This window comes from Bradyrhizobium sp. NBAIM03, assembly GCF_020194055.1.
In the GTDB taxonomy this organism is placed as follows: Bacteria; Pseudomonadota; Alphaproteobacteria; order Rhizobiales; family Xanthobacteraceae; genus Bradyrhizobium; species Bradyrhizobium yuanmingense.
In genome coordinates this window covers 175,674-201,480 of record NZ_JADYVS010000008.1, presented here as the reverse complement: position 1 = coordinate 201,480, position 25,807 = coordinate 175,674, and the positions used below count along the sequence as shown (strand labels likewise).

The window sequence follows — 25,807 nt, the reverse complement described above, 5'->3', positions numbered from 1 at the left end:
GACAAAGAGAACAGGAAGCAAGCCGATGCGCTCCGGAGTGATCGCACAAAAGGTCGGGATGACGCGGGTCTTCACGGAGGCCGGCGAACATATCCCCGTGACCGTGCTGAAGCTCGGCAATTGCCAGGTCGTAGGCCACCGCACCGAAGAGAAGAACGGTTACGTCGCGCTCCAGCTCGGTTCGGGCAGCCGCAAGACCGTCTACATGCCGAAGGCCGAGCGCGGCCAGTTCGCGGTCGCCAAGGTCGAGCCGAAGCGCCGGGTCGAGGAATTCCGCGTCACCGCGGACGCCATGATCCCGGTCGGCGCCGAGATCCAGGCCGACCACTTCGTCGTCGGCCAGTTCGTCGACGTCACCGGCACCTCGGTCGGTAAGGGCTTCGCCGGCGGCATGAAGCGCTGGAACTTCGGCGGTCTGCGCGCCACGCACGGTGTGTCGATCTCGCACCGCTCGATCGGTTCGACCGGTGGCCGTCAGGACCCCGGCAAGACCTGGAAGAACAAGAAGATGCCCGGCCACATGGGCGTCGACCGCATCACCACGCTCAACCTTCGCGTCGTCCAGACCGATGTCGAGCGCGGCCTGATCCTCGTCGAAGGCGCCGTTCCCGGCTCCAAGGGCGGCTGGATCCGCGTGCGCGACGCCGTCAAGAAGCCGCTGCCGAAGGAAGCCCCGAAGCCCGGCAAGTTCAAGGTTGCTGGCGACGCGGAAGCCGCTCCGGCTGCGCAGGAGGCGTGAGATGGAATTGAAGGTCACCACCCTCGAAGGTAAGGAAGCCGGCTCCGTCCAGCTGTCCGACGCCATTTTCGGCCTCGAGCCGCGCGAGGACATCATCGCGCGCTGCGTGCAGTGGCAGCTCAACAAGCGCCAGGCCGGCACGCACAAGGCCAAGGGCCGCGCCGAGATCTGGCGCACCGGCAAGAAGATGTACAAGCAGAAGGGCACCGGCGGTGCTCGTCACGGCTCGGCCCGCGTGCCGCAGTTCCGCGGCGGCGGTCGTGCCTTCGGTCCGGTGGTGCGTTCGCACGCCACCGACCTGCCGAAGAAGGTCCGTGCGCTCGCTCTGAAGCATGCGCTCTCGGCCAAGGCCAAGGACGGCGATCTCGTCGTGATCGAGAAGGCCGCGCTGGAAGCCGCCAAGACCAAGGCGCTGCTCGGCCACTTCTCGGGCCTCGGCCTCACCAACGCGCTGATCATCGACGGTGCCGAGCTCAACAACGGCTTCGCCGCTGCGGCTCGCAACATCCCGAACATGGACGTGCTGCCGATCCAGGGCATCAACGTCTATGACATCCTGCGCCGTCAGAAGCTCGTTCTGACCAAGGCCGCCATCGATGCGCTGGAGGCGCGCTTCAAATGAGCAAGAACATCGAGCCTCGGCACTACGACGTGATCCTGTCGCCGGTCGTGACCGAAAAGGCGACGATCGCCTCGGAGCACAACAAGGTGCTGTTCAAGGTGGCCGCCAAGGCGACCAAGCCGCAGATCAAGGAAGCGATCGAGAAGCTGTTCGACGTCAAGGTCAAGAGCGTCAACACGCTGGTCCGCAAGGGCAAGGTCAAGGCCTTCCGCGGCACCATCGGCTCGCAGTCGAACAGCAAACGCGCGATCGTGACCCTCGAAGAGGGTCACCGGATCGACGTCACCACCGGTCTGTAAGGTCGTACGACGATGGCACTGAAGACATTCAATCCCACGACGCCGGGCCAGCGCCAGCTGGTCATGGTCGATCGTTCGGCCCTCTACAAGGGCAAGCCGGTCAAGGCGCTCACCGAAGGCAAGAAGTCCTCGGGCGGCCGCAACAACACCGGCCGCATCACCGTGCGCTTCCGCGGCGGTGGTCACAAGCAGACGCTGCGTACCGTCGACTTCAAGCGTGAGAAAATCGACGTGCCCGCGACCGTCGAGCGTCTCGAGTATGATCCCAATCGCACCGGTTTCATCGCCCTGATCAAGTATCAGGACGGCGAGCAGGCCTACATCCTGGCGCCGCAGCGCCTGGCGGTGGGTGACACGATCATCGCCGGCAATTACGTCGACGTGAAGCCGGGCAACGTCATGCCGCTCGGCAACATGCCGGTCGGCACGATCATCCACAACATCGAGGTCAAGATCGGCAAGGGCGGCCAGCTGGCGCGTTCCGCCGGCACCTACGCCCAGCTCGTCGGCCGTGACCAGGATTACGTCATCATCCGCCTGAACTCGGGCGAGCAGCGCCTCGTGCATGGTCGTTGCCGCGGCACGATCGGCGCGGTGTCGAACCCGGATCACATGAACACCTCGATCGGCAAGGCCGGTCGTAAGCGTTGGATGGGCCGCAGGCCGCACAACCGCGGTGTCGCGATGAACCCGATCGACCATCCGCACGGCGGTGGTGAAGGTCGTACCTCGGGCGGCCGCCACCCGGTCACCCCGTGGGGCAAGCCGACCAAGGGCAAGAAGACCCGCACCAACAAGTCGACCAACAAATTCATTCTCCTAAGCCGCCACAAGCGGAAGAAGTAAGGAACGCCGGACATGGTTCGTTCAGTCTGGAAAGGCCCGTTCGTCGAGGGTTCTCTGCTCAAGAAGGCAGATGCCGCGCGCGCGTCCGGCCGTCACGACGTTATCAAGATCTGGAGCCGTCGCTCGACGATCCTGCCGCAATTCGTCGGCCTGACCTTCGGCGTCTACAACGGTCAGAAGCACGTGCCGGTGGCCGTGAACGAGGAAATGGTCGGTCACAAGTTCGGCGAGTTCTCGCCGACCCGGACCTTCCATGGCCACTCCGGCGACAAGAAAGCCAAGAAGGCTTGAGGATTAAACGATGAGCAAACCTAAGCGCGAACGGAGCCTCGCCGACAACGAGGCCAAGGCGGTCGCCCGGATGCTGCGGGTGAGCCCCCAGAAGCTCAACCTGGTCGCCCAGCTCATTCGCGGCCGGAAGGCGTCTGCCGCGCTCGCCGACCTGCAGTTTTCGCGCAAGCGGATCGCGGTCGACGTGAAGAAGTGCCTGGAATCGGCGATCGCCAACGCCGAGAACAACCACGACCTCGACGTCGACGATCTCGTCGTGGCGCAGGCCTTCGTCGGCAATGGCCTCGTGATGAAGCGCTTCGCCGCCCGCGGCCGCGGCCGCTCGGGCCGTGTCTACAAACCGTTTTCGCAGCTGACGATCATCGTTCGTCAGGTCGAAGCTGAAGCCGCCGCTTAAGGGCGCAGGAGAACACGATGGGTCAAAAGATCAATCCGATCGGTCTGCGTCTCGGCATCAACCGGACCTGGGATTCCCGCTGGTTCGCCGGCAAGCAGGAATACGGCAAGCTGCTGCACGAGGACGTCAAGATTCGCGAGATCCTGCACAAGGAGCTCAAGCAGGCGGCCGTCGCCCGCATCGTGATCGAGCGTCCGCACAAGAAGTGCCGCGTCACCATCCACTCGGCCCGTCCGGGCGTGGTGATCGGCAAGAAGGGCGCCGACATCGACAAGCTGCGCAAGAGGGTCGCGGACATCACCTCGTCCGACGTCGTCATCAACATCGTCGAGATCCGCAAGCCGGAGCTCGATGCGACGCTGGTGGCCGAATCGATCGCGCAGCAGCTCGAGCGCCGCGTGGCGTTCCGCCGTGCCATGAAGCGCGCCGTGCAGTCGGCAATGCGTCTCGGCGCGGAGGGCATCCGCATCAACTGCTCGGGACGTCTGGGCGGTGCGGAAATCGCGCGCATGGAGTGGTACCGCGAAGGCCGCGTGCCGCTGCACACGCTGCGTGCCGACATCGACTACGGCGTTGCGACCGCGTTCACGACCTTCGGCACCTGCGGCGTCAAGGTCTGGATCTTCAAGGGCGAGATCCTCGAGCACGATCCGATGGCCCAGGACAAGAGAATGGCCGAAGGCGAGACCGGCGGCAGTGGCGATCGCGGTGGCCGTCAGCGCCGCGAGACGGCCGCTGCCTAAGGCCAGACAGGAATTTGAGGGCTTAAAGCCATGATGCAACCTAAGAAAACGAAGTTCCGGAAGGCGCATAAGGGCCGCATCCACGGCGTTGCGTCTTCGGGCGCGACGTTGGCGTTCGGCCAGTTCGGCCTGAAGGCGACCGAGCCTGAGCGCGTCACCGCGCGCCAGATCGAAGCCGCCCGCCGCGCGCTGACCCGCCACATGAAGCGCGCCGGCCGCGTCTGGATCCGCGTGTTCCCCGACGTTCCGGTGTCGAAGAAGCCGGCCGAAGTCCGCATGGGCTCCGGCAAGGGTTCGCCGGAATTGTGGGTCGCGCGCGTCAAGCCGGGCCGGGTGCTGTTCGAGATCGACGGCGTCAATACCCAGACGGCGCGTGAGGCGCTGACCCTGGCGGCCGCCAAGCTGCCGATCAAGACGCGCTTCGTCGAGCGCATTGCGGAGTAATGGCCATGGCACAGATGAAGATCGAAGACATCCGCGCGATGAGCCCCGACCAGCAGGATGAGGCCATCCTGAACCTGAAGAAGGAGCGCTTCAACCTGCGCTTCCAGCGCGCCACCGGGCAGCTCGAGAACACCTCGCGCCTGCGCGAGGCCCGCCGCGACATCGCCCGGATCAAGACCATCGCCGCGCAGACGCGCGCGAAGAAGAAGTAAGAGGCTTACGAAGATGCCGAAACGTACTTTGCAGGGCGTGGTCGTCAGCGACAAGCAAGCCAAGACCATCGTGGTGCGCGTCGACCGCCGCTTCACGCACCCGATCTACAAGAAGACGATCCGCCGTTCGAAGAACTACCACGCGCACGACGAGAGCAACCAGTTCAAGCCGGGCGACATGGTGTGGATCGAGGAAACGAAGCCGATTTCGAAGTTGAAGCGCTGGGTCGTGATCCGGGGCGAACACAAGAAAAGCGCCTGATCTGTTGGCTTTAGCCGACTGACTTCAGGGAAATGTTGAGCGCCGGCTGGGCTGGCGCAAAGAGAAAGAGGACGAGGTGCATCAATGATTCAGATGCAGACCAACCTCGACGTGGCCGACAATTCTGGCGCACGCCGTGTCATGTGTATCAAGGTGCTCGGAGGCTCCAAGCGCCGCTACGCCACGATCGGCGACATCATCGTCGTGTCGATCAAGGAAGCCATTCCGCGTGGCAAGGTGAAGAAGGGCGACGTGATGAAGGCCGTCGTGGTGCGCGTCCGCAAGGACATCCGCCGCGCCGACGGCTCGGTCATCCGTTTCGACCGCAACGCCGCCGTGCTGATCAACAACCAGTCCGAGCCGGTCGGCACCCGTATCTTCGGGCCCGTGCCGCGCGAGCTGCGCGCCAAGAACCACATGAAGATCATCTCGCTCGCGCCGGAGGTGCTGTGATGGCTGCGAAGATCCGCAAGGGCGACAAGGTCGTCGTGCTGACCGGCCGCGACAAGGGCCGCACCGGCGAAGTGTTCGAGGTTCGCCCCGACGCCGGCACCGCGCTGGTGCGCGGCATCAACATGGTCAAGCGTCACCAGAAGCAGACGCAGGCCCAGGAGGGCGGCATCATCTCGAAAGAGGCGCCGATCCAACTGTCCAACATCGCGTATGTCGGCAAGGACGGAAAGCCGACCCGCGTCGGATTCAAGATTCTGGCGGACGGCAAGAAGGTCCGCATCGCCAAGAGCTCGGGAGCTGAGATCGATGGCTGAGGCCGCTTACACGCCGCGCCTGCGCGCGGAATATGACGCGAAGATCCGCACGGCTCTGACCGAGAAGTTCGGTTACGAGAATGTCATGCAGGTTCCGCGCCTGGACAAGGTTGTGCTGAACATGGGCGTTGGCGATTCCGTCAACGACCGCAAGAAGGCCGAGACCGCCGCTGCCGAATTGACCCAGATCGCCGGCCAGAAGGCGATCGTCACCTATTCGCGCATCGCGATCGCGACCTTCAAGCTGCGTGAGAACCAGCCGATCGGCTGCAAGGTCACGCTGCGCAAGGCCCGCATGTACGAGTTCATCGATCGCCTGGTGAACGTCGCGCTGCCGCGCGTGCGCGACTTCCGCGGCCTGAACCCGAAGAGCTTCGACGGCCGCGGCAACTACTCGCTCGGCATCAAGGAGCACATCATTTTCCCCGAGATCGACTTCGATAAGGTCACGGAAGCCCGCGGTATGGACATCACGGTCTGCACCACGGCCAAGACCGACGAAGAGGCGAGGGCCTTGTTGACCGCTTTCAATTTCCCGTTCCGGCAGTGAGACGCTGACTTAGAGCCTCTCAAACGCGGATACCCAGGAGCCAAGCATGGCAAAGAAGAGTTCAGTCGAGAAGAACAACCGGCGCAAGCGGATGGTGAAGAACGCCGCCGCCAAGCGCGAGCGGTTGAAGGCGATCATCGCCGACAAGACGCTGCCGATGGAGGAGCGGTTCGCCGCGACCCTGAAGCTGGCGGAAATGCCGCGCAACTCGTCGGCGACCCGCATCCGCCTGCGTTGCGAGTTGTCGGGCCGTCCGCGCTCGAACTATCGCAAGAACAAGCTGTCCCGTATCGCGCTGCGCGAACTTGGCTCCAAGGGCATGGTCCCGGGCCTCGTGAAGTCCAGCTGGTAAGGAGGGTCGTTTAGATGTCTACGCACGATCCAATCAGCGATCTGATCACCCGTATCCGCAACGCGCAGATGCGTTCGAAGACCAAGGTCTCCACGCCCGGCTCGAAGATGCGCGAGAACGTGCTCGAGGTTCTGAAGGCTGAGGGCTACATCCGCGGTTACGCCACGCTCGAGCACTCCTCGGGCCGCAGCGAGATTGAGATCGAGCTGAAGTATTTCGACGGCGAGCCCGTCATTCGCGAGATTGAGCGCGTTTCCAAGCCCGGGCGCAGAGTCTACGCCTCGGTGAAGAACCTGCCGCGGGTGAACAACGGTCTCGGCATTTCGGTGTTGTCGACGCCGAAGGGGATCATGGCCGACCACAGCGCGCGCGACGCGAATGTGGGCGGTGAAGTCCTCTTCACGGTGTTCTGAGAAGGATTTTTCATCCATGTCACGAGTTGGCAAAAGGCCTGTGGCGGTTCCGTCGGGTGTGACCGCGACCGTCGATGGGCAGACCGTCAAGATGAAGGGGCCGAAGGGCCAGCTTCAGTTCGTCGTCCACGACGACGTCGAGGTGAAGCTCGAGAACGGCCAGGTCAAGGTCAAGCCGCGGACCGAGACCAACCGCGCGCGGGCCCTCTACGGCACCGCTCGCGCCCAGGTCGCGAATCTGGTCGAAGGCGTCACCAAGGGTTTCGAGAAGAAGCTCGAGATCACCGGCGTCGGCTATCGCGCCGCGATGCAGGGCAAGAACCTGCAGCTCGCGCTCGGCTACAGCCATGACGTGATCTACCCGATCCCCGAGGGGATCACGATCACCGTGCCGAAGCCGACCGAGATCACGGTGGCGGGCAGCGACGTCCAGCGCGTCGGCCAGGTCGCCGCCGAGATCCGCTCCTATCGTCCGCCGGAGCCCTACAAGGGCAAGGGCGTGAAGTATGTGGGCGAATTCATCTTCCGCAAGGAAGGCAAGAAGAAGTAACGGAGCCGGTCATGTCGAAAGCCAAGGTTACGAATGCCCGGCGCAAGCGGAGTGTGCGGCTGAAGCTGCGCCGTTCCGCCGGCGGCCGTCCGCGCCTGTCGGTGTTCCGCTCGTCCAAGCACATCTACGCCCAGGTCATCGACGACCTGAAGGGCGAGACGCTAGCCTCTGCTTCGTCGCTCGAGAAGTCGATGCGCGACGGCGGCAAGACCGGCGCCGACATCGATGCGGCGAAGGCGGTCGGCAAGCTGCTGGCCGAGCGCGCTGCAGAGAAGGGTGTCAAGGAAGTCGTGTTCGATCGCGGCAGCTATCTCTATCACGGGCGCGTCAAGGCTCTTGCCGATGCAGCGCGTGAGAGTGGGCTGAGCTTCTAACAGAATTTGAGGATTGAGGCGTAAGTCTCTGAAGGATTAGAAAAATGGCAGAACGCGAACAACGTGGTGGACGCGATCAACGCGGCGGCGGACGTGAACGCAGGGAGCGCGAGGAGCGCGACAGCGAGTTCGTCGACAAGCTCGTCCACATCAACCGCGTGGCCAAGGTCGTCAAGGGCGGCAAGCGCTTCGGTTTCGCAGCGCTGGTCGTGATCGGCGACCAGAAGGGCCGCGCCGGCTTCGGTCACGGCAAGGCGCGCGAAGTGCCCGAGGCGATCCGCAAGGCGACCGAGTCCGCCAAGCGCAACCTGACGCGGGTGTCGCTGCGCGAGGGCCGCACGCTCCATCACGACATCGCCGGCCGTCATGGCGCGGGCCGTGTCTATCTGCGTGCAGCTCCGGCCGGTACCGGCATCATCGCCGGTGGCCCGATGCGCGCCGTGTTCGAGACGCTCGGCGTCCAGGACGTGGTGGCGAAGTCGATCGGCTCGTCGAACCCGTACAACATGGTGCGCGCGACCTTCGACGCGCTGAAGCACCAGGATTCGCCGCGTTCGGTCGCAGCCCGCCGCAACATCAAGGTGTCCACCCTCCAGTCCCGTCGTATCGGCGGCGATGCCGAGGCGGCCGCCGACTAACGGAAGCTTTTCGGAGTAGACTCCCATGGCCAAGGCCGCAAAGACGATCAAGGTCGAGCAGACCGGCAGCGCGATCCGCCGCCATCACTCGCAGCGTTCGACCCTGATCGGGCTCAAGCTCAACAAGATCGGCCGCACCAGCGAACTGCCGGATACCCCGGCGGTCCGCGGCATGATCGAGAAGGTTCACCATCTCGTCCGCATCATCGACGAGAAGTAAGCAAAGGCGCACGGTCCCGGAGAGCGGGAAGCGGTTTTCGGTGAAGATCGTGCGCAAGACACAAGGAGAAGGGCGATGAAGCTCAGCGATATCGCCGACAACGCCGGCTCGCGCAAGAAGCGTATGCGCGTCGGCCGCGGCATCGGTTCCGGCAAGGGCAAGCAGTCCGGCCGCGGCGGCAAGGGCCAGACCGCGCGTTCGGGCGTGCGCATCAAGGGTTTCGAAGGCGGCCAGATGCCGATGCATCGCCGTCTGCCCAAGCGCGGCTTCAACAACATCTTCCGCGTCGAGTTCGCCGAGATCAATCTCGACCGGCTCCAGGAAGCGGTCGACGCCAAGAAGATCGACGCCGGCAGCGTCGTCAACGTCGAGGCCCTGGTGAAAGGCGGCGTGCTGCGCCGCGCCAAGGGCGGCCTGCGGCTGCTCGGCCGAGGCGAGCTCAAGTCCAAGCTCAACATCGAAGTGCACGGCGCCAGCAAGACCGCGATCGCCGCGGTCGAGAAGGCCGGCGGTTCGGTGAAGATCCTCGCCCAGCCCAAGGAAGAAGGCGAGGCGGCGTAACAACTGCGTCATTGGCCCGCGGCGCGCGGGCCTTTACGCATGCGGGACGTGGACTTATCGAAGCCGAGCCCCAGATAATGTCCGGCGTCCGCTAATTCAGCCCGGCCGCGGGCATCAACGGCGCAATAGGCGGCGGGAGAAAGTCCAAGATGGTCTCTGCAGCGGAACAACTGGCAGCCAATCTCAATTTCGGCGCGTTTGCCAAGGCCGACGAACTGAAGAAGCGCATCTGGTTCACCCTGGGTGCGCTGCTCGTTTATCGGCTCGGGACCTACATTCCGCTGCCCGGCATCGACCCGAGCGCCTGGGAACAGGTGTTCCGCTCGCAGGCCGGCGGCATCCTCGGCATGTTCAACATGTTCGCCGGCGGCGGCATCAACCGCATGGCGATCTTCGCGCTGAACATCATGCCGTATATCTCGGCCTCCATCATCATCCAGCTGTTGACTACGGTGTCGCCGCAGCTCGAAGCGCTGAAAAAGGAAGGCGAAGCCGGCCGCAAGACGCTGAATCAGTATACCCGCTATCTCACGGTGATCCTGGCCGCGTTCCAGTCCTACGGCATCGCGGTAGGACTTCAGGGCGCCGGCAATGTCGTCAGCGAACCTGGACTGTTTTTCCTGCTCTCGACCTCTATCACGCTGACCGGCGGCACCATGTTCCTGATGTGGCTCGGCGAGCAGATCACCTCGCGCGGCATCGGCAACGGCATTTCGCTGATCATTCTGGCCGGCATCGTCGCCGAGTTGCCCGCGGCACTCGCCGGCATGCTCGAGCTCGGCCGTCAGGGCGCGATGTCGACCGGCCTGATCCTGGTCGTCATCATCATGGCCGTCGTCGTGATCGCCTTCATCGTCTTCATGGAGCGCGCCCAGCGCCGCCTCTTGATCCAGTATCCGAAGCGCCAGGTCGGCAACAAGATGTTCGAGGGCCAGTCCTCGCATCTGCCGCTCAAGCTCAACACCTCCGGCGTGATCCCGCCGATCTTCGCATCCTCGCTGCTCCTCTTGCCGACGACGGTTGCGAACTTCAACACGGGCAGCGGGCCGGAATGGTTCCAGTGGATCACCACACAGCTCGGCCATGGCCGTCCGCTGTTCCTGATCATGTATCTGGCGCTGATCGTGTTCTTCGCCTTCTTTTACACCGCGATCGTGTTCAACCCGACCGAGACCGCGGACAATCTGAAGAAGCACGGCGGTTTCATTCCCGGCATTCGCCCGGGCGAACGCACCGCGGAATACATCGACTACGTGCTGTCGCGCATCACCGTGCTGGGTGCGATTTATCTCGCCATCGTCTGCTTGATCCCGGAAATCCTGATCTCCTACGCTTCGGTGCCGTTCTATTTCGGCGGCACCTCGCTGCTGATCGTCGTCAGCGTCACCATGGACACGGTGGCGCAGGTCCAGGGCTATCTGCTGGCGCACCAGTATGAAGGTCTGATCCGCAAGTCCAAGCTGCGGGGCCGCCGTAGATGAGCAGGGAGCTCGCGCGCCGAATCGCTTTCACGATCGGCGCGCTGCTCCTTTTCAGGCTCGGCATGCAGATCCCGATTGCGGGACTGAATCTCTCCGACGTCTCGCCGGCGCTGGATCTCGTCTCCCGGCTTTCGATCTTTGCGCTCGGCCTCATTCCCTATCTGACTGCGGCAATCTTGATCCGGCTGCTGTCCATGGTGTGGCGCGGCCTGAGTTCGCTCGAACGATCCGGCGAGGGCGGACGGCGTAAGATCGCACGTGCCACGCTCGGGCTCACACTCGGAATTGCGGCCTTTCAGGCCTACGGCATCGCCTCGGCACTGACGTCGATCCCGGGCCTCGTCAAAAATCCCGACGGCTGGTTCGTGACGACGGGCACGGCCTCGATGGTCGGCGGCGTCGTCGTGCTGGTGTGGCTCAGCGAACAGATGACCCGCTACGGCATCGGCAATGGCTTGGCGCTGATCTTGAGTGCCGGCTTCATCGTCGCCGTTCCGCAAAACATTGCCGGTATCGCGGATCTCGTGCGGAGCGGGACGATCTCGGGCAATCTTGTGCTCGGCCATGTCGTGTTTTGGATCGCGATCGTCGTCGTGATCGTGCTTGTCGAAGGTGCGCGGCGAAATATCCGGGTCCAGTTCGCAGCACAAAGCGTCGGTACGCGGCAGCTGCCTGTGCGCGATGCAGTACTGCCGATCAAGCTCAACAGCGCCGGGTTCGTGATTCCCGTCACCGTGGCGCCGTGGATATTCTATCTGCCGCTTGCCTTTGCGGGCTTCATCCTGGGAGGCGATCATCCCCTGGTTGCCGCAACCTACCGGCATCTCCAGCTGGGGCAGCCGGCGCACCTCATTCTCGTGTCGATCGCCGTGTTCGTGCTCGCCTTCGTCTACACTGCTTATGTGATTGATCCCGAATACACCGCCAAATCCCTGACCCGCCATGAGGGCGCAATTCCCGGTGTCGCTCCCGGCGAGGCCACCGCGGACTATCTCGATCGCGTCGTGTCATTGACGACAGTCGTCGGAGCCGTCTACCTGACGGCGTTGCAGTTGATTCCGGAGGTGTTCGAGCTTTACGGGATCGGGCTGCCTTATAGTATGGTCGTCAATGGTGGTGCAGTGCTGGTTGTGGTTTGCACCGTTCTTGATATCAAAACGCAGGTGCGCGAGGTGTCGCTCACCAATCCGGGGGGCGTACGCCGATGAGAATTATACTTCTGGGACCGCCGGGGTCGGGCAAGGGGACCCAGGCCCAGCTCCTGGTGCAGCGCTATGGCATCGTCCAGCTCTCGACTGGCGAGATGCTGCGTGCCGCGGTTGCGGCCGGCACCCCGGTCGGGTTGAAGGCCAAGGAGATCATGGCGAGCGGCGGCCTCGTGCCCGATGACGTCGTGGTGGGAATCATTTCCGACCGCATCGAGCAGCCGGACGCCAAGAGCGGTTTCATCCTCGACGGTTTCCCCCGCACCGTGCCGCAGGCCGAGGCGCTGGACGAGCTGCTCAAGCGCAAGCACCTCAAGCTGGACGCGGTGATCGAGCTCCGGGTCAATGAGAGTGCGCTTCTGAGCCGCGTCGAGACCCGCGTCGCCCAAATGCGGGAGCGCGGCGAGGAGGTCCGGCTCGACGATACCCCGGAGGTCCTGACCAAGCGGCTGGCCAGCTATCGCAGCCAGACGGAACCGCTGATTCACTACTATTCCGAGCGGCGGAAACTCTCGACCATCGACGGCATGATGACCATCGACGAGGTCACCCGCGCCATCCATCGCCAGCTGCTGGCTCTGGGGGCGGTCGAGCCCAAGACGCATGCCCGGAGCGCCGCCAAGGCGGCGCCGGCTAAAAAGGCCCAGGCGGGGAAGAAGGCGGCGGCAAGGCCGGCAAAAACGGCCAAAAAGGGCGTCAAATCGGCTAAAAAGGCCGCCAAATCGGCGGTGAAAGGCCCAAAGAAGGCGGCCAAGAAAGCCTCCAAGAAAGCCACCAAGAAAACCGTCAAGAAAGCAGCCAAGAAGTCGGTCAAAAATGGTGCCAAAAAGGCCGCAAAAAAGGTCACGAAAAAGCGAGCCAAGCGCTAGCAGCGGTTGACGAAAGCCCCCGGAATCCCCTAATAAGCCCCGCATCCAAGTCGGATAGTTTCAGACGATGCCGGGCCCCAGGAAGACCGGGGGTGGGCGTCGTGTTCGCGTTTGTGAACACCTGCCCGAGAAAGCAAGCACTTAAAGCCCGAGCCCTGACGAGGGATCGGCAACAGGAGAGAAGGCCGTGGCCCGTATTGCCGGCGTGAACATTCCCACCAACAAGCGCGTACTGATCGCGCTCCAGTACATCCATGGCATCGGCCAGAAGATCGCTGGTGAGATCCTCGAGAAGGTGAAGATCCCCGTGGATCGTCGCGTCAATCAGCTCAGCGACGCCGAAGTGCTCCAGATCCGCGAAGTGATCGACCGCGACTATCTCGTCGAGGGCGACCTGCGTCGTGAGGTCGGCATCAACATCAAGCGTCTGATGGACCTCGGCTGCTATCGCGGCCTGCGTCATCGTCGCGGTCTACCGGTGCGCGGTCAGCGGACCCACACCAATGCGCGCACGCGCAAGGGCCCGGCCAAGGCCATCGCCGGCAAGAAGAAGTAAACTGGCGAATTGGACGTGGCGAGTGGCGAGTAGGGGGCTTCCCTATTCGCCACTCGCTACTCGCTATTCGCTTCCATAGGTGTAGCCGCTGGCATTACGGCGGCGTTTGAGATCTTCAGGAAAGGGACTCAATGGGCAAGGAAGCCACCCGCGTTCGTCGTCGTGAGCGCAAGAACATCGCCTCCGGCGTCGCGCATGTGAACTCGTCGTTCAACAACACGACCATCACCATCACCGACGCGCAGGGCAATACGATCGCCTGGTCCTCGGCCGGCACGATGGGCTTCAAGGGCTCGCGCAAGTCGACCCCGTATGCCGCGCAGGTTGCCGCCGAGGACGTGTCCAAGAAGGCGCAGGAGCACGGCATGCGCACGCTGGAAGTCGAGGTCGCCGGTCCCGGTTCGGGCCGCGAATCGGCGCTCCGCGCGCTCCAGGCCGCGGGCTTCACCGTCACCTCGATCCGCGACGTGACCACGATCCCGCACAACGGTTGCCGTCCCCGCAAGCGTCGGCGCGTTTGATTTTGACGAGCTGCGGGCGCGTCGGCGCCCGCGGCGACTTTGCAAGAAGCCGCGGGAATGATCTGCGGCCTTTCTCCAACGCCAGTATTTGCACCGTCAAATTGACTGGCCTGTATGGGTGAAACAGTGACGATCCAGAAAAATTGGCAAGAACTGATTCGGCCGAACAAGCTCCAGGTCACGCCCGGCAGCGATCCCTCGCGTTTCGCGACCATCGTCGCCGAGCCGCTCGAGCGTGGCTTCGGCCAGACCCTCGGCAACGCGCTGCGCCGCATCCTGCTCTCCTCGCTCCAGGGCGCGGCGGTGCAGTCGGTGCACATCGACGGCGTGCTGCACGAGTTCTCCTCGATCGCGGGCGTCCGTGAGGACGTCACCGACATCGTGCTCAACATCAAGGACATCTCGATCAAGATGCAGGGCGAAGGCCCCAAGCGCATGGTCGTGAAGAAGCAGGGCCCGGGCGTCGTCACCGCCGGCGACATCCAGACCGTCGGCGACGTGGTCGTGCTCAACCCCGATCTGCAGATCTGCACGCTCGACGATGGCGCCGAGATCCGCATGGAGTTCACGGTCTCGACCGGCAAGGGCTACGTGCCCGCCGAGCGCAACCGTCCCGAGGACGCGCCGATCGGCCTGATCCCGGTCGACAGCCTGTACTCGCCGGTCCGCAAGGTCTCCTACAAGGTCGAGAACACCCGCGAGGGCCAGATTCTCGACTACGACAAGCTGACCATGACGATCGAGACCAACGGCGCGATCACGCCGGATGACTCGGTGGCCTACGCCGCCCGCATCCTGCAGGACCAGCTCAACGTGTTCGTCAATTTCGAAGAGCCGCGCAAGGAAGTCGCCCAGGAGATCATCCCGGACCTCGCCTTCAACCCGGCCTTCCTCAAGAAGGTGGACGAGCTCGAGCTGTCGGTGCGTTCGGCCAACTGCCTGAAGAACGACAACATCGTCTACATCGGCGACCTCGTGCAGAAGAGCGAGGCGGAAATGCTCCGCACCCCGAACTTCGGCCGCAAGTCGCTGAACGAAATCAAGGAAGTGCTGGCCCAGATGGGTCTGCACCTCGGCATGGAAGTGCCGGGCTGGCCGCCGGAGAACATCGACGAGCTCGCCAAGCGCTTCGAGGATCATTACTGAGCGAATGGCGAGTAGGGAGTGGCGAGTAGGGGAAGAAGATCTATTCGCTACTCACCATTCGCCACTCGCGACCTAGGGCGAACGCAGGAAGCCCACCTGAAAACCAGTCGCTGAACCACCGCGACACAATCGAAGAAGGACTACACACATGCGTCACGGCAAGGTTCATCGGAAGCTCAACCGCACGGCCGAGCACCGCAAGGCGATGTTCGCCAACATGGCGGCCGCGCTGATCAAGCACGAGCAGATCGTCACCACGCTGCCCAAGGCCAAGGAGCTTCGCCCGATCGTCGAGAAGCTCGTCACCCTCGGCAAGAAGGGCGGCCTGTCGCTGCGCCGTCAGGCCATCTCCGAGCTGCGCGACGTCGACATGGTCAAGAAGCTCTTCGACACGCTGGCGACCCGCTACAAGGACCGCCAGGGCGGCTACACCCGCATCATCAAGGCCGGCTTCCGCTACGGCGACAACGCCGCGATGGCCGTGATCGAGTTCGTCGATCGCGACGTCGATGCCAAGGGCCAGGATTCCGGTCCGGTGCAGGAGAAGGAAGCCGAGGCGGCGTAAAGCCCGATCGGCATGACGTTTCAAGAGCGGCGCCTTTGGCGCCGCTTTTTTGTTGGAACGGTCGGGTGGACAAAGGCCCGCTCTTAGCGCGCCGTGCCCACCATTCACGCTCCTCACGCGTCGGTGAGCCCCGATTGCAGCTGAGGGAGCCGCTTCCGATATCTCCATCCGCATCCATGGAGATATCGCATGAAGATCGACCTTTCCGGAAAAACCGCTCTCGTGACCGGCTCGACCGCCGGTATCGGCCACGCCATCGCCAGGGGTCTCGCCGGCTCCGGCGCCAGCGTCGTGATCAACGGCCGCGGCCAGGACAAAGTCGATGCGGCGGTGCGCAGGTTGGAAGGGACGGGCGCCAAGGTCCGCGGCATCGCGGCCGACGTCTCGACCGCGGCAGGCTGCAAGGCACTCGTTGCGGCGCTGCCCGAGGTCGACATCCTCATCAACAATGCCGGCATCTTCGAGCCCAAGGATTTCTTCGACATCTCCGACGAGGACTGGAGCCGTTTCTTCGAGGTCAACGTGATGAGCGGCGTGCGGTTGTCGCGCGCCTACATGAAGGGCATGCTGAAGCGCAATTGGGGCCGCATCGTCTTCATCTCCTCGGAATCCGGGCTCAACATTCCCGTCGAGATGATCCACTACGGCATGACCAAGACGGCCCAGCTTTCGGTGGCGCGCGGCCTGGCGCAGCTCACCAGCGGCACCGGCGTCACCGTCAATTCCGTGCTGCCGGGCCCGACCATGTCGGAGGGCGTCGAGACGTTCGTCAAGGATCTCGCGAAGCAGAACGGCCAGTCCGTGGATGAAGCCGCCGCCAACTTCGTCAAGCAGCATCGCCCGAGCTCGCTGCTGCAGCGTTTCGCCAGCGTCGACGAGATCGCCAACATGGTGGTCTATGTCGCCTCGAAGGAGGCATCCGCCACCAACGGCGCAGCGCTGCGCGCAGAAGGTGGCATCGTCAACACGATCGCCTGAGGAGATGCGCATGGCGGCCTATGTGATCTCGGAGGTCGAGGTGCGCGATCCCGCCGCATTCGAGGCCTATCGCGCCCTGGCTGCCAAGACGATCGCGCAGTACGACGGGCGTTATCTCGTCCGCGGCGGCAAGGCCGAGCTTGCCGAAGGCAATTTGCCGCCGAAGGCCATTATCATCGTCGAGTTCGCGTCGATGGCGCGGCTGAAGGAATGGTACGCCTCGCGGGAATATGCCGAAGCGCTCAAGGTGCGGCAGACGGCGCTGGAGCGGCGGCTGTTGTTCGTTGAAGGGACGCCGGTGCCGTAGGGTGGGCAAAGCGAAGCGTGCCCACCATTGTCGCGACTAGAGAGAGATGGTGGGCACTGCGCAAGTGCGCGTTGCCCACCCGACGAAAGCTACCATCCCTCCAGCACGATCTTGCCGCGCGACTTGCCGCTCTCCAACAGCGCGTGCGCGCGCTTCAGGTTGGCTGCGTTGATTGTGCCGAAGGTCTGGTCGAGTGTGGTGCGCAACACGCCCTTGTCGATGAGGTCGGCCACGTCATTGAGCAGATGATGCTGCGCGATCATGTCAGGCGTCTGGAACGAGGAGCGCGTGAACATCGATTCCCAATGCACCGAGATTGCCTTGCCCTTGAATGCGGCAATCGTGAACTCCGGGGGATCGTCGATCAGGCCGAACTTGCCCTGTGGTGCCATGAATTCCGCGATCGCCTTGTAGTGCTGGTCGGTAAAGGTGAGGCTGGCCACCAGCGCAACCGGCGGCAGGTTCAATTTCTCGATCTGCTCCTTCATCGGCTTGCCATGGTCGATCACCGCATGCGCGCCGAGATCGAGGCACCATTTCTGCGACTCCGGCCGTGTCGCGGTGGCGAGCACCGTCAGCCCGGTGAGGCGGCGGGCGAGCTGGATCAGGATCGAGCCGACGCCGCCGGCGCCGCCGGTGATCAACAGCGTGCGCGGATCGACGCTCTTGCCCGGCACCGCACCGAGCCGGTCGAACAGCAGCTCCCAGGCGGTGATCGAGGTGAGGGGAAGAGCGGCGGCTTGGGCGAACGACAGGCTCTTCGGTTTGGCGCCGACGATGCGCTCGTCGACCAGATGGAATTCGGCGTTGGTGCCCTGGCGCAGGATCGAGCCCGCGTAGAACACCTCGTCCCCTGGCTTGAACAGCGTGACCTCAGACCCGACCGCATCGACCACGCCGGCCGCGTCGTAGCCGAGGATTTTCGTCTCGCCCTCGGGCGGGGCGGCGCGCTTGCGCACTTTGTAGTCGACCGGATTGGCCGAGATCGCTTTCACCGCGACGCGGATGTCGCGCCCTTTGGGGTCGGGTTTAGCGGTCTCGAAATCGAACAGTGATTCCGCGTCCTCGATCGGAAGCGATTTCTTGTAGCCGACGGCTTTCATGGCGTGTCTCCATCAGATGGCTTTGTTCGCCCGCTGCCCTAACTGTCGCTCTAGCTCCGATTTGGCAAGTACTGTAAATTTGGGGATATAGTCCCTGTTTGGATACTATTGGGAAAAAGCCGCATGAAACGCCGTAACTTCGCCCGCCGTCCAGGCTGCTCGGTCGAGGCGACGCTGGACCTGATCGACGGCAAGTGGAAGGGCGTGATCCTCTACCACCTGCAGAGCGGCACCCAGCGCTTCGGCGAATTGCGCCGCCGGATGCCTGGCATCACCCAGCGCATGCTGACGAAGCAGCTGCGCGCGCTGGAGGAAGACCGGCTCGTCATCCGCAAGGTCTATGCCGAGGTGCCGCCGCGGGTGGAGTATTGCCTGTCCGAACTGGGCGAGAGCCTGAGGCCCGTGATCGACATCCTGAAGGCCTGGGGCGAGAGCCACCAGGAGCGGTTGTCCTGCGCGCCGCCGCCCGTGGTCGTGAAGAAGAAGCGCGCGGCGTGATCGTTCGGAAGCGGACGCTGCCGCTCCCGAACGAGCGCGTTCTAAAGCGCGATCGCGCTTTAGGTTTTTGTTTGAGCATGATCTTTTCGGAAAACCGCTTCACACTTTTCCGGATCATGCTCTAGAACGCGAACTGCGTGCGCATCGCGACCGCGTCGAACTTCGAGCCGACGTCGGCGGTCGAGATCGGCGAGGCCTGTCGCGACACCGTGCCGTGCAGATAATCGAGCATGAAGCGCACGTTGCCGTTGACGTACCAGTTGAGCGCGAGCGTATAGACGGTCTGCCGGCCGCCTGCGACGCCGCTCGCGGTCGCGAGCTGATCGTTGAGGTCGATCGTCGAGAACCGTCCTGCGATCTCCCACGCGCCCCAGCCGCCGCCGTCGAGCGAGAACGGATGTGCCGGCTTGACGCCGCTATAGGCCGCGTTCGCCGCATTGTAGGAGCGGCCTTCGCCGGTCAGCACATAGCCGGCCTGCGCGTAGCCGCCTTGGAATTTCAGGCTCGGTGCACCCGTCAGCGGCACGGCCGTGTTGGCAGTGCGATCGACATTGTACCAGAAATACTCGCCCTGGACGATGAACGGACCGTAGGTCGCCGCCGCCTCGACGCTGTAGACCTGCGCGCCCGAGGCATTGGCGATAGCGCCGGTCGAGATCAGCGTGGTCGGGTCGAGACGCAATTCCGGACGATCGCTGAGCGTGACCGTCTGGGTGTTGGCGATGAGATTGCGCGGCGGCTGGATCAGCCATTGCGCATTGGCGCCGATATGCACCGAGTAGTCCTTCGTGCTGATCGGATTGCCGGCGACGCGCGCCACGGCACCATATTGCTCGCTGGTGCCGGGCGGCGCCGCGCTCGAGGCGGAATGGATCGCACCGGTCGTCGGTCCCGTGACATAGCCGCCGATCCAGAGCTGGTCGTTGAACCAGCGCGCACCGGCTGCGGAACGGAAGTCACCGGCAGCGATGTTGGTCGCGATCACGCCGGGCGAGGCGCGCTCCATGAACATGATGTCGTTCGAGCTCGTCGCTTCGTCGAGCGTGTATGGCAGATCCATGATGCCGGCCTCGATCGCCATCTTGCCGCCGAACGGCTTCAAGCCGGTATAACTGATATAGGCGTTCTCGACGCCGGAGACGCCGCCGCCGGGCAGCGATCCCGGCGCGGCGCCGCCAAATCCGTCGGACGAGCCGCCGAAATCGTAGACCAGCGCGAAATTCCAATCGTGGAAGAACTTGCCGGTGACACCGATGCGCGCGCGGCGGACGTTCTGGCCGCTGTCGAGCTTTTGCGGCACGGTCGCCGCGGTGTTGGGACGATAGTCATAGCCGCCGACATCCCAATGCAGGCGGCTGGTGATGGCGACGCAATTGGCCTGGTCGGCGGTGCAGATCGTCGGCCGGTTGTTCGGCATCGTCACGACGACGCCGGACGCCGGCGCCGGCCCCTTGACGGGAATTGCCGCGTTGGCATTGGCCACCGCGGCCTTTGCCTCCGCGCGCGCCTCGGCCTTTGCCTCTGCCTTGGCTTCGACTTTCGCCTTTGCTGCGGCTGCCGTGTTCGCCGCGGTCTGGCTCTGCAGCTTGTCGAGCTTCTGTTCGAGCATCTTCAACTGCTGCTTCAACAGCGCGATCTCCTGCTCACTGCTGCTTGCCGACTGGGCCTGGGCCTGCGAGGCCGCCAGCGCGCCGGCGAGACCAATCGCGGTGGCCGCAATTCTTGTTCTGCTCACGTTACGCTCCATCATCTGACTGTTTTCCCCAAGTCGCGAAGGGAGAGCCTAGGTGTGATCGATGACTGCCCCGCGACGCTGCGAGCGGTTGCGTGGGTTCCCACTGATGCAAATTCGCCGCAACCGAATCCGCTTCACACCACCATGCAAGATGACGCACATCATGCCAATCCGCCGCCGGGCAAATGGCCGATTCGCACGGCACCCTTGCATGCCGGACACGGCTGCGAAGGGACCGAATATTGCCCGCCGGCGGCCTTCTATTGGGAGGCGAACGCGCCTATATTCCGGCGTCTTTTCCAAGAGGTAGGAATGTTTCGAGCGACCTGGACTGCCGCCCTTACGGCGCTGTGCGTAGCCTTTTCGGCCACCTTCAATCCGACTGCTGCGCAGGACCGTCGGGTCCCGTCGTCGCCGGCCGAGCTGCGGATGTCCTATGCGCCGATCGTGCAGCGGGTGCAGCCGGCGGTCGTCAACGTCTATGCCGCCAAGGTGGTGCAGAACCGCAATCCGCTACTGGACGATCCGATCTTCCGCCGCTTCTTCGGCGTGCCGGGCCAGCAGCCCGAGCAGATGCAGCGCTCGCTCGGCTCCGGCGTCATCGTCGATGCCTCCGGCCTCGTCGTCACCAACGTCCACGTCATCGAGGGCGCTGACCAGGTGAAGGTGTCGCTGTCGGACAAGCGCGAGTTCGAGGCCGAGATCCTGCTCAAGGATTCCCGGACCGATCTCGCCGTGCTGCGCCTGAAGGACAGCAAGGAGAAGTTCCCGACGCTGGACTTCACCAATTCCGATGAGCTCTTGGTCGGCGACGTCGTGCTCGCGATCGGCAATCCGTTCGGCGTCGGCCAGACCGTGACCCAGGGTATCATTTCGGCGCTGGCGCGCACGCAAGTGGGCATCACCGACTATCAGTTCTTCATTCAGACCGATGCGGCGATCAACCCGGGCAATTCCGGCGGCGCGCTGGTCGACATGGGTGGCAAGCTCGCCGGCATCAATACCGCGATCTATTCGCGCTCCGGCGGCTCGCAAGGCATCGGCTTTGCGATTCCCGCCAACATGGTGCGCGTCGTCGTCGCCTCCGCCAAGAGCGGCGGCAAGGCGGTGAAGCGGCCCTGGCTCGGTGCGAAATTGCAGGCGGTGACGCCCGACATCGCCGAGAGCCTCGGCTTGCGCTCGCCGACCGGTGCGCTGGTCGCGAGCGTGGTGTCGAACGGTCCGGCGGCGAAAGCCGGCCTGAAATCCTCCGACCTCATCACCGGGATCGACGGCCAGATCGTGGATGATCCCAACGCCTTCGACTATCGCTTCGCAACCCGTCCGCTCGGCGGCACCGCGCAGCTCGACGTGCAGCGCGGCGGCAAGTCGGTGAAGCTCACGGTAGCGCTGGAGACCGCGCCCGACACCGGGCGCAACGAGCTCGTCGTCACCGCGCGTTCGCCGTTCCAGGGCGCGAAGGTTTCGACCATCACGCCGGCCGTCGCCGATGAGCTGCGTCTGGATGCCGACACCGAAGGCGTCGTGATCACCGATATCGGCGGCGATACCGCGGCTGCGAGTGTCGGCTTCCAGAAGGGCGACATCATCCTGGCCGTCAACAATCAGAAGATCAGCAAGACCGGCGACCTCGAGAAGGCTGCAGGTGAACGGGCACGGATCTGGCGCATCACGCTGGTGCGTGGTGGCCAGCAGATCAACGTCACGCTGGGCGGATGAGTCCGAAGCGACCAACGGAGACACCGACTCTCTTTGCTGCGGCGGGGCTCGATCACGATGCTCCGCATCCGCTGCCGGACCGGCTGCGCCCGCGTGCGCTGTCGGAGGTCGTCGGCCAGGATCACATCCTCGGCCCCGATGGTGCGCTGACGCGCATGCTGGAAACGCGCACGCTCGGCTCGCTGGTGTTCTGGGGCCCGCCCGGCACCGGCAAGACCACGGTGGCGCGGCTCCTGGCTGACGCGACGGATCTGCATTTTGAGCAGATCTCTGCGGTGTTCTCTGGCGTCGCCGACCTCAAGAAAGCGTTCGATGCCGCGCGCGCCCGTCGCGAGATGGGCAAGGGCACGCTGCTCTTCGTCGATGAGGTGCACAGATTCAACCGCGCCCAGCAGGACTCCTTTCTGCCGGTGATGGAAGACGGCACTGTCGTCATGGTCGGCGCCACCACCGAGAACCCGTCCTTTGAGCTCAATGCGGCGTTGCTCTCGCGTGCGCGCGTGCTGGTGTTTCGCTCGCTCGATGCCGCCGCGATCGAAAAGCTGTTCGTGCATGCCGAAGCCGTCGAGGGCAGGAAGCTGCCACTCGATGCGGAGGCGCGCGCGGTGCTGGTGCGCATGGCCGACGGCGATGGCCGTGCGTCGTTGACGCTCGCCGAAGAAGTCTGGCGTTCGGCGCGGGCGGACGAGATTTTCAATGCCGCGCAGCTGCAGGAGATTCTGCAGCGCCGCGCGCCGATCTACGACAAATCGGCCGACGGCCACTACAATCTCATCTCGGCGCTGCATAAATCGGTGCGCGGCTCCGATCCCGATGCCGCGCTGTATTACCTCGCGCGCATGCTGGACGCTGGCGAGGACCCGCTGTTCCTGGCCCGCCGCGTCGTGCGCATGGCGGTCGAGGACATCGGGCTGGCCGATCCGCAGGCGCTCGTCATCGCCAATGCCGCCAAGGACGCCTTCGACTTCCTCGGCCATCCCGAGGGCGAGCTCGCCATCGCCCAGGCCGTGGTCTATCTCGCCACCGCGCCGAAATCGAACGCGGTCTACACCGCCTTCGGCACCGCGATGCAGGTCGCCAAGCAGGCCGGCTCGCTGCTGCCGCCAAAGCACATCCTCAATTCCCCGACCAAGCTGATGAAGTCGGAAGGCTACGGCTCCGGCTACGCATACGACCACGATGCGCCGGATGCCTTCTCCGGCCAGGACTACTTCCCGGAGGCCCTGGGCCGCCAGACCTTCTACGACCCGCCCGACCGGGGTTTTGAACGCGAGATCAGGAAGCGGCTGGATTACTGGGCCAAGCTGCGCAAGGAGCGGGGCGACTCCCGCTAGAAGCGGCCATTTCGTCGTGACGGAAGGCCGCTTTTGGGGTACGCAGGCAACCATGAGCCGCCGTATCAAGAGAATGAACCCAAAGCCACGGTCGCGTGACGAACGCGACGACTCGCGGGCGCATCAGGCGCGTAGCGCGAAGAAGGCCGGGCCGCGTCCGGGTGGCAAGCCCGGCGGTAAGCCGCCGCGCTTTGCCGGCGAGCGCGCCGAGCGGCGTCCGCCCAAAGCGGTCCAGGAGAGGCCTGCGCCTGAAAAGTCCGTCGAGGCGCTGCTACCGACCAAGGTGCAGACCGTCACGGTCACGGCCGACGAGAACAACATGCGCGTGGATCGATTCCTCGAGGCGCGCTTTCCCGGCCTGTCGTTCTCCCACATCCAGCGCGTCGTACGCAAAGGCGAGCTGCGCGTCGACGGCAAGCGCGTCGACAGCAAAGACCGGCTGGAGGAGGGACAGAGCGTCCGCATCCCGCCGCTCAAGCTCGATGCGCCGAAGGTCGTCGGCGAGCTCTCGGAGGCCGCGCAGAAGACGCTGAAGGCGCTGAAGGAGATGACGATCTGGGAGGACGACGACGTCCTCGTCCTGAACAAGCCGGCCGGCCTTGCCGTGCAGGGTGGCTCGGGCATGACGCGGCACATCGACCAGATGCTTGAAGTGATGCGCGATGCCAAAGGCCAGAAGCCCCGCCTCGTGCACCGCATCGATCGCGAGACCTCGGGCTGTCTCCTGATCGCCAAGACGCGCTTCGCTGCCTCACACCTGACCGGCGCGTTCCGCTCGCGGTCGGCGCGCAAGGTCTATTGGGCATTGGTGCCGGGCCTGCCGAAGCCGAAGCAGGGCCGCATCTCGACCTTCCTTGCAAAGGAGGAGGGCGAGGACGACACCATCATGCGCATCGCCCAGCATGGCGATGAGGGCGCCAGTCACGCGGTGACGTACTACGCCGTGGTCGAGACCGCCGGCAACAAGCTGACCTGGGTGTCGCTGAAGCCGGTGACGGGCCGCACCCACCAGCTGCGCGCCCACATGGCCCATATCGGCCATCCCATCGTCGGCGATCCCAAATATTTCAACATCGAGAACTGGCAGCTGCCGGGCGGCCTGCAGAACCGGCTGCATCTGCTCGCACGCCGCATCGTCATTCCGCATCCGCGCGGCGGCGTGATCGACGCCACCGCGCCGTTGCCGCCGCACATGCAGCAGTCGTGGAACCTGCTGGGGCTGGACGCAACCAGATTTGATCCGATCGAGAACGCGCCTGAAGAATAGTGAGGTTGAATAGGGGCGACTGACGCACGACATGTTTCCCCATGAGACGACTGTCGATCTGCTTGGCGCTCTTGGCTACTCTGTTGGTAGGGCCGGCCGTCCGCGCGCAATATGTCTCGCCGGACGCCGCGCGGCTCGCTCCACCGCTGCCTGCGCCGCCACCGCCGCCGAAGATCGAGGTGCCCAAGGTTCCGCAGTTTGACGCGCCGCCGCGCTACAATTACCAGCCGCTGCCGCGCAATTCCTTCGGCGATCGCGTCACGAAGTGCCTCCACGACGCTGCAGCCGCAGGACTGGGCCCGGCCGATCGCGGCACTTATGCGCGTAGCTGCGCGAACTAGCCGCCTCATCGGCGTCCAAGCGGGGCCATGACGACACAGGTAATTTGACAGACGATAGGATCGGAAAAACCGACATGCGCGAATTGTTCGAGGAAGCAGCAAGGCAGCCTGCGCCGGATCCCCGGGAATCGGCGCGCGCGTCCGCGCGCACGCCAATGCGCAAGCGCTTCTACAAGGAGGCCGGCGTCGTCGATGCCGAGGGCGGCTTCGCCATCACTCTCGACGGCAAGCCGATCCGTACGCCCTCCGGCCGCCAATTGGTGATCCCGACGCGCGCGCTCGCAGATAGCGTCGCCGCGGAATGGGCCGCCCAAGGCGAGGCGATCGATCCCGTGACCATGCCTTTGACGCGCATCGCCAACAGCGTGGTCGAGGGCGTTATCGATCGCGTCGAGCTCGTCAGCGACGACCTCGCCAAATATTTCGAATCTGACCTGCTGTTCTATCGCGCCGGCCATCCCGAGGGACTGGTCGCCCGGGAGGCTGCGCATTGGGATCCCGTGCTGTCCTGGGCGGCGCAGACACTGGGTGCGCATTTCATCCTGTCCGAAGGCGTCATGCACGTGAAGCAGCCGGACGAGGCGGTGAAGGCCGCACGGGCGGCGCTGCCCGGCGATCCCTGGTCGGTCGCCGCGCTCCACATGGTGACCACCCTGACCGGCTCGGCACTGCTTGCGCTGGCGCTGGACCAAGGCGTGCGCGATGCCGACCAGGTCTGGGCCGCCGCCCATGTCGACGAGGACTGGAACGTGGAGCAATGGGGCGTGGACGAGGAGGCGGCCGCCCGCCGCGCCGCCCGCCTGAAGGATTTCCAGGCCGCTGTGACGGTTCTGGCGGCGGTGAAGCAGCCGGCCATCTGAGGTCCTTAACGAGAGGTTTACGAGGCGGCGGTTACGGTAGCC

37 protein-coding genes are annotated in these 25,807 nt (G+C 64.3%); 35 read left to right on the top strand and 2 right to left on the bottom strand.

Annotation, left to right across the window (positions count from 1 at the left end):
• Positions 1–25 precede the first annotated feature (25 nt).
• From rplC to I6F21_RS14620, 29 genes are all read left to right on the top strand, one after another.
• On the top strand, positions 26–739 hold the full coding sequence (gene rplC / locus I6F21_RS14760; protein ID WP_025036993.1) for a 50S ribosomal protein L3: 714 nt from the start codon (positions 26–28) through the stop codon (positions 737–739).
• Between the two features lies 1 nt (position 740).
• On the top strand, positions 741–1,361 hold the full coding sequence (rplD, locus tag I6F21_RS14755; protein WP_018647243.1) for a 50S ribosomal protein L4: 621 nt from the start codon (positions 741–743) through the stop codon (positions 1,359–1,361).
• Positions 1,358–1,660, top strand: a complete 303-nt coding sequence (locus I6F21_RS14750; protein ID WP_025036992.1) for a 50S ribosomal protein L23 — start codon at positions 1,358–1,360, stop codon at positions 1,658–1,660. The genes rplD and I6F21_RS14750 overlap by 4 nt, the downstream gene beginning before the upstream one ends.
• A gap of 12 nt (positions 1,661–1,672) precedes the next feature.
• Positions 1,673–2,506: a 50S ribosomal protein L2 gene (rplB, locus tag I6F21_RS14745; protein ID WP_024342450.1), complete on the top strand. Its 834-nt coding sequence runs from the start codon at positions 1,673–1,675 to the stop codon at positions 2,504–2,506.
• A 12-nt stretch (positions 2,507–2,518) separates the two neighbouring features.
• Entirely contained in the window at positions 2,519–2,797 is a 279-nt protein-coding gene (rpsS, locus tag I6F21_RS14740) for a 30S ribosomal protein S19 (protein ID WP_008136357.1), read from the top strand.
• Positions 2,798–2,807: 10 nt separating this feature from the next.
• Positions 2,808–3,194, top strand: coding sequence for a 50S ribosomal protein L22 (rplV, locus tag I6F21_RS14735; protein WP_008549264.1), 387 nt, complete (start codon positions 2,808–2,810; stop codon positions 3,192–3,194).
• 17 nt (positions 3,195–3,211) lie between these two features.
• Positions 3,212–3,937: a 30S ribosomal protein S3 gene (rpsC, locus tag I6F21_RS14730; RefSeq protein ID WP_036011029.1), complete on the top strand. Its 726-nt coding sequence runs from the start codon at positions 3,212–3,214 to the stop codon at positions 3,935–3,937.
• Between the two features lie 30 nt (positions 3,938–3,967).
• The gene (gene rplP, locus I6F21_RS14725; protein WP_008136349.1) at positions 3,968–4,381 is read left to right on the top strand and encodes a 50S ribosomal protein L16; all 414 of its coding nucleotides are present in this window, start codon (positions 3,968–3,970) and stop codon (positions 4,379–4,381) included.
• A gap of 5 nt (positions 4,382–4,386) precedes the next feature.
• Complete coding sequence (gene rpmC, locus I6F21_RS14720; protein WP_025036989.1) at positions 4,387–4,593, top strand: 50S ribosomal protein L29; 207 nt, start codon at positions 4,387–4,389, stop codon at positions 4,591–4,593.
• A gap of 13 nt (positions 4,594–4,606) precedes the next feature.
• Positions 4,607–4,855, top strand: a complete 249-nt coding sequence (gene rpsQ, locus I6F21_RS14715; RefSeq protein ID WP_024342452.1) for a 30S ribosomal protein S17 — start codon at positions 4,607–4,609, stop codon at positions 4,853–4,855.
• Between the two features lie 84 nt (positions 4,856–4,939).
• Complete coding sequence (gene rplN, locus I6F21_RS14710) at positions 4,940–5,308, top strand: 50S ribosomal protein L14 (RefSeq protein ID WP_007603030.1); 369 nt, start codon at positions 4,940–4,942, stop codon at positions 5,306–5,308.
• A complete protein-coding gene (rplX, locus tag I6F21_RS14705) occupies positions 5,308–5,622 on the top strand; it encodes a 50S ribosomal protein L24 (protein ID WP_011088142.1) in 315 nt (104 codons plus the stop codon). The genes rplN and rplX overlap by 1 nt, the downstream gene beginning before the upstream one ends.
• Entirely contained in the window at positions 5,615–6,172 is a 558-nt protein-coding gene (gene rplE / locus I6F21_RS14700; protein WP_025036988.1) for a 50S ribosomal protein L5, read from the top strand. Before rplX ends, rplE begins: the two co-directional genes overlap by 8 nt.
• Positions 6,173–6,218: 46 nt before the next feature.
• Positions 6,219–6,524 carry a 30S ribosomal protein S14 gene (gene rpsN / locus I6F21_RS14695; protein ID WP_028137018.1) on the top strand — a complete coding sequence of 102 codons (306 nt, stop codon included), beginning with the start codon at positions 6,219–6,221 and terminating at the stop codon, positions 6,522–6,524.
• A 14-nt stretch (positions 6,525–6,538) separates the two neighbouring features.
• On the top strand, positions 6,539–6,937 hold the full coding sequence (gene rpsH, locus I6F21_RS14690; protein WP_024342456.1) for a 30S ribosomal protein S8: 399 nt from the start codon (positions 6,539–6,541) through the stop codon (positions 6,935–6,937).
• Between the two features lie 16 nt (positions 6,938–6,953).
• Positions 6,954–7,487 (top strand): 50S ribosomal protein L6, encoded by a 534-nt coding sequence (gene rplF, locus I6F21_RS14685; protein WP_036011036.1) that lies wholly within the window; start codon positions 6,954–6,956, stop codon positions 7,485–7,487.
• Between the two features lie 11 nt (positions 7,488–7,498).
• Complete coding sequence (gene rplR / locus I6F21_RS14680) at positions 7,499–7,861, top strand: 50S ribosomal protein L18 (RefSeq protein ID WP_024342458.1); 363 nt, start codon at positions 7,499–7,501, stop codon at positions 7,859–7,861.
• A 44-nt stretch (positions 7,862–7,905) separates the two neighbouring features.
• On the top strand, positions 7,906–8,499 hold the full coding sequence (gene rpsE, locus I6F21_RS14675; RefSeq protein WP_025036985.1) for a 30S ribosomal protein S5: 594 nt from the start codon (positions 7,906–7,908) through the stop codon (positions 8,497–8,499).
• A 25-nt stretch (positions 8,500–8,524) separates the two neighbouring features.
• Positions 8,525–8,719, top strand: coding sequence for a 50S ribosomal protein L30 (gene rpmD / locus I6F21_RS14670; protein WP_025036984.1), 195 nt, complete (start codon positions 8,525–8,527; stop codon positions 8,717–8,719).
• Between the two features lie 75 nt (positions 8,720–8,794).
• Positions 8,795–9,280, top strand: coding sequence for a 50S ribosomal protein L15 (gene rplO / locus I6F21_RS14665; protein ID WP_036011044.1), 486 nt, complete (start codon positions 8,795–8,797; stop codon positions 9,278–9,280).
• Between the two features lie 149 nt (positions 9,281–9,429).
• A complete protein-coding gene (secY, locus tag I6F21_RS14660) occupies positions 9,430–10,761 on the top strand; it encodes a preprotein translocase subunit SecY (RefSeq protein WP_036011045.1) in 1,332 nt (443 codons plus the stop codon).
• Positions 10,758–11,969 carry a preprotein translocase subunit SecY gene (locus I6F21_RS14655; protein WP_036011047.1) on the top strand — a complete coding sequence of 404 codons (1,212 nt, stop codon included), beginning with the start codon at positions 10,758–10,760 and terminating at the stop codon, positions 11,967–11,969. Before secY ends, I6F21_RS14655 begins: the two co-directional genes overlap by 4 nt.
• The gene (locus I6F21_RS14650; RefSeq protein WP_225183277.1) at positions 11,966–12,835 is read left to right on the top strand and encodes an adenylate kinase; all 870 of its coding nucleotides are present in this window, start codon (positions 11,966–11,968) and stop codon (positions 12,833–12,835) included. Before I6F21_RS14655 ends, I6F21_RS14650 begins: the two co-directional genes overlap by 4 nt.
• A gap of 187 nt (positions 12,836–13,022) precedes the next feature.
• A complete protein-coding gene (gene rpsM, locus I6F21_RS14645; protein ID WP_008549231.1) occupies positions 13,023–13,391 on the top strand; it encodes a 30S ribosomal protein S13 in 369 nt (122 codons plus the stop codon).
• 131 nt (positions 13,392–13,522) lie between these two features.
• Positions 13,523–13,912, top strand: a complete 390-nt coding sequence (gene rpsK, locus I6F21_RS14640; RefSeq protein WP_007603045.1) for a 30S ribosomal protein S11 — start codon at positions 13,523–13,525, stop codon at positions 13,910–13,912.
• Between the two features lie 114 nt (positions 13,913–14,026).
• Complete coding sequence (locus tag I6F21_RS14635; RefSeq protein ID WP_057029637.1) at positions 14,027–15,058, top strand: DNA-directed RNA polymerase subunit alpha; 1,032 nt, start codon at positions 14,027–14,029, stop codon at positions 15,056–15,058.
• Positions 15,059–15,206: 148 nt separating this feature from the next.
• The gene (gene rplQ / locus I6F21_RS14630; protein ID WP_025036979.1) at positions 15,207–15,623 is read left to right on the top strand and encodes a 50S ribosomal protein L17; all 417 of its coding nucleotides are present in this window, start codon (positions 15,207–15,209) and stop codon (positions 15,621–15,623) included.
• A gap of 189 nt (positions 15,624–15,812) precedes the next feature.
• Entirely contained in the window at positions 15,813–16,601 is a 789-nt protein-coding gene (locus I6F21_RS14625; RefSeq protein WP_109143365.1) for an SDR family oxidoreductase, read from the top strand.
• 10 nt (positions 16,602–16,611) lie between these two features.
• Positions 16,612–16,908, top strand: coding sequence for a DUF1330 domain-containing protein (locus tag I6F21_RS14620; protein WP_036027590.1), 297 nt, complete (start codon positions 16,612–16,614; stop codon positions 16,906–16,908).
• 89 nt (positions 16,909–16,997) lie between these two features.
• Here the strand turns inward: I6F21_RS14620 and I6F21_RS14615 are convergent, their stop codons facing one another.
• Positions 16,998–18,011, bottom strand: coding sequence for a zinc-binding alcohol dehydrogenase family protein (locus tag I6F21_RS14615; RefSeq protein WP_109143366.1), 1,014 nt, complete (start codon positions 18,009–18,011; stop codon positions 16,998–17,000).
• Between the two features lie 123 nt (positions 18,012–18,134).
• Here I6F21_RS14615 and I6F21_RS14610 point away from each other — a divergent pair, with 123 nt between their 5' ends.
• Complete coding sequence (locus tag I6F21_RS14610; protein WP_036011060.1) at positions 18,135–18,509, top strand: helix-turn-helix domain-containing protein; 375 nt, start codon at positions 18,135–18,137, stop codon at positions 18,507–18,509.
• A gap of 121 nt (positions 18,510–18,630) precedes the next feature.
• On the opposite strand, the gene I6F21_RS14605 is transcribed toward I6F21_RS14610, so the two are convergent.
• A complete protein-coding gene (locus I6F21_RS14605; protein WP_225139877.1) occupies positions 18,631–20,244 on the bottom strand; it encodes an OprO/OprP family phosphate-selective porin in 1,614 nt (537 codons plus the stop codon).
• 312 nt (positions 20,245–20,556) lie between these two features.
• Between I6F21_RS14605 and I6F21_RS14600 the strand changes: the two genes are divergently transcribed.
• The 5 genes from I6F21_RS14600 to I6F21_RS14580 all read left to right on the top strand — a co-directional run bounded on the left by I6F21_RS14600 (position 20,557) and on the right by I6F21_RS14580 (position 25,765).
• Complete coding sequence (locus I6F21_RS14600; RefSeq protein WP_036011123.1) at positions 20,557–21,963, top strand: DegQ family serine endoprotease; 1,407 nt, start codon at positions 20,557–20,559, stop codon at positions 21,961–21,963.
• On the top strand, positions 21,960–23,297 hold the full coding sequence (locus I6F21_RS14595) for a replication-associated recombination protein A (protein ID WP_036011063.1): 1,338 nt from the start codon (positions 21,960–21,962) through the stop codon (positions 23,295–23,297). Before I6F21_RS14600 ends, I6F21_RS14595 begins: the two co-directional genes overlap by 4 nt.
• Before the next feature lie 52 nt (positions 23,298–23,349).
• On the top strand, positions 23,350–24,564 hold the full coding sequence (locus tag I6F21_RS14590; protein ID WP_036011066.1) for an RluA family pseudouridine synthase: 1,215 nt from the start codon (positions 23,350–23,352) through the stop codon (positions 24,562–24,564).
• An 83-nt stretch (positions 24,565–24,647) separates the two neighbouring features.
• Positions 24,648–24,905: a hypothetical protein gene (locus I6F21_RS14585; RefSeq protein ID WP_225139879.1), complete on the top strand. Its 258-nt coding sequence runs from the start codon at positions 24,648–24,650 to the stop codon at positions 24,903–24,905.
• Between the two features lie 74 nt (positions 24,906–24,979).
• Entirely contained in the window at positions 24,980–25,765 is a 786-nt protein-coding gene (locus I6F21_RS14580; RefSeq protein ID WP_036011070.1) for an ATP12 family protein, read from the top strand.
• Positions 25,766–25,807 lie beyond the last annotated feature (42 nt).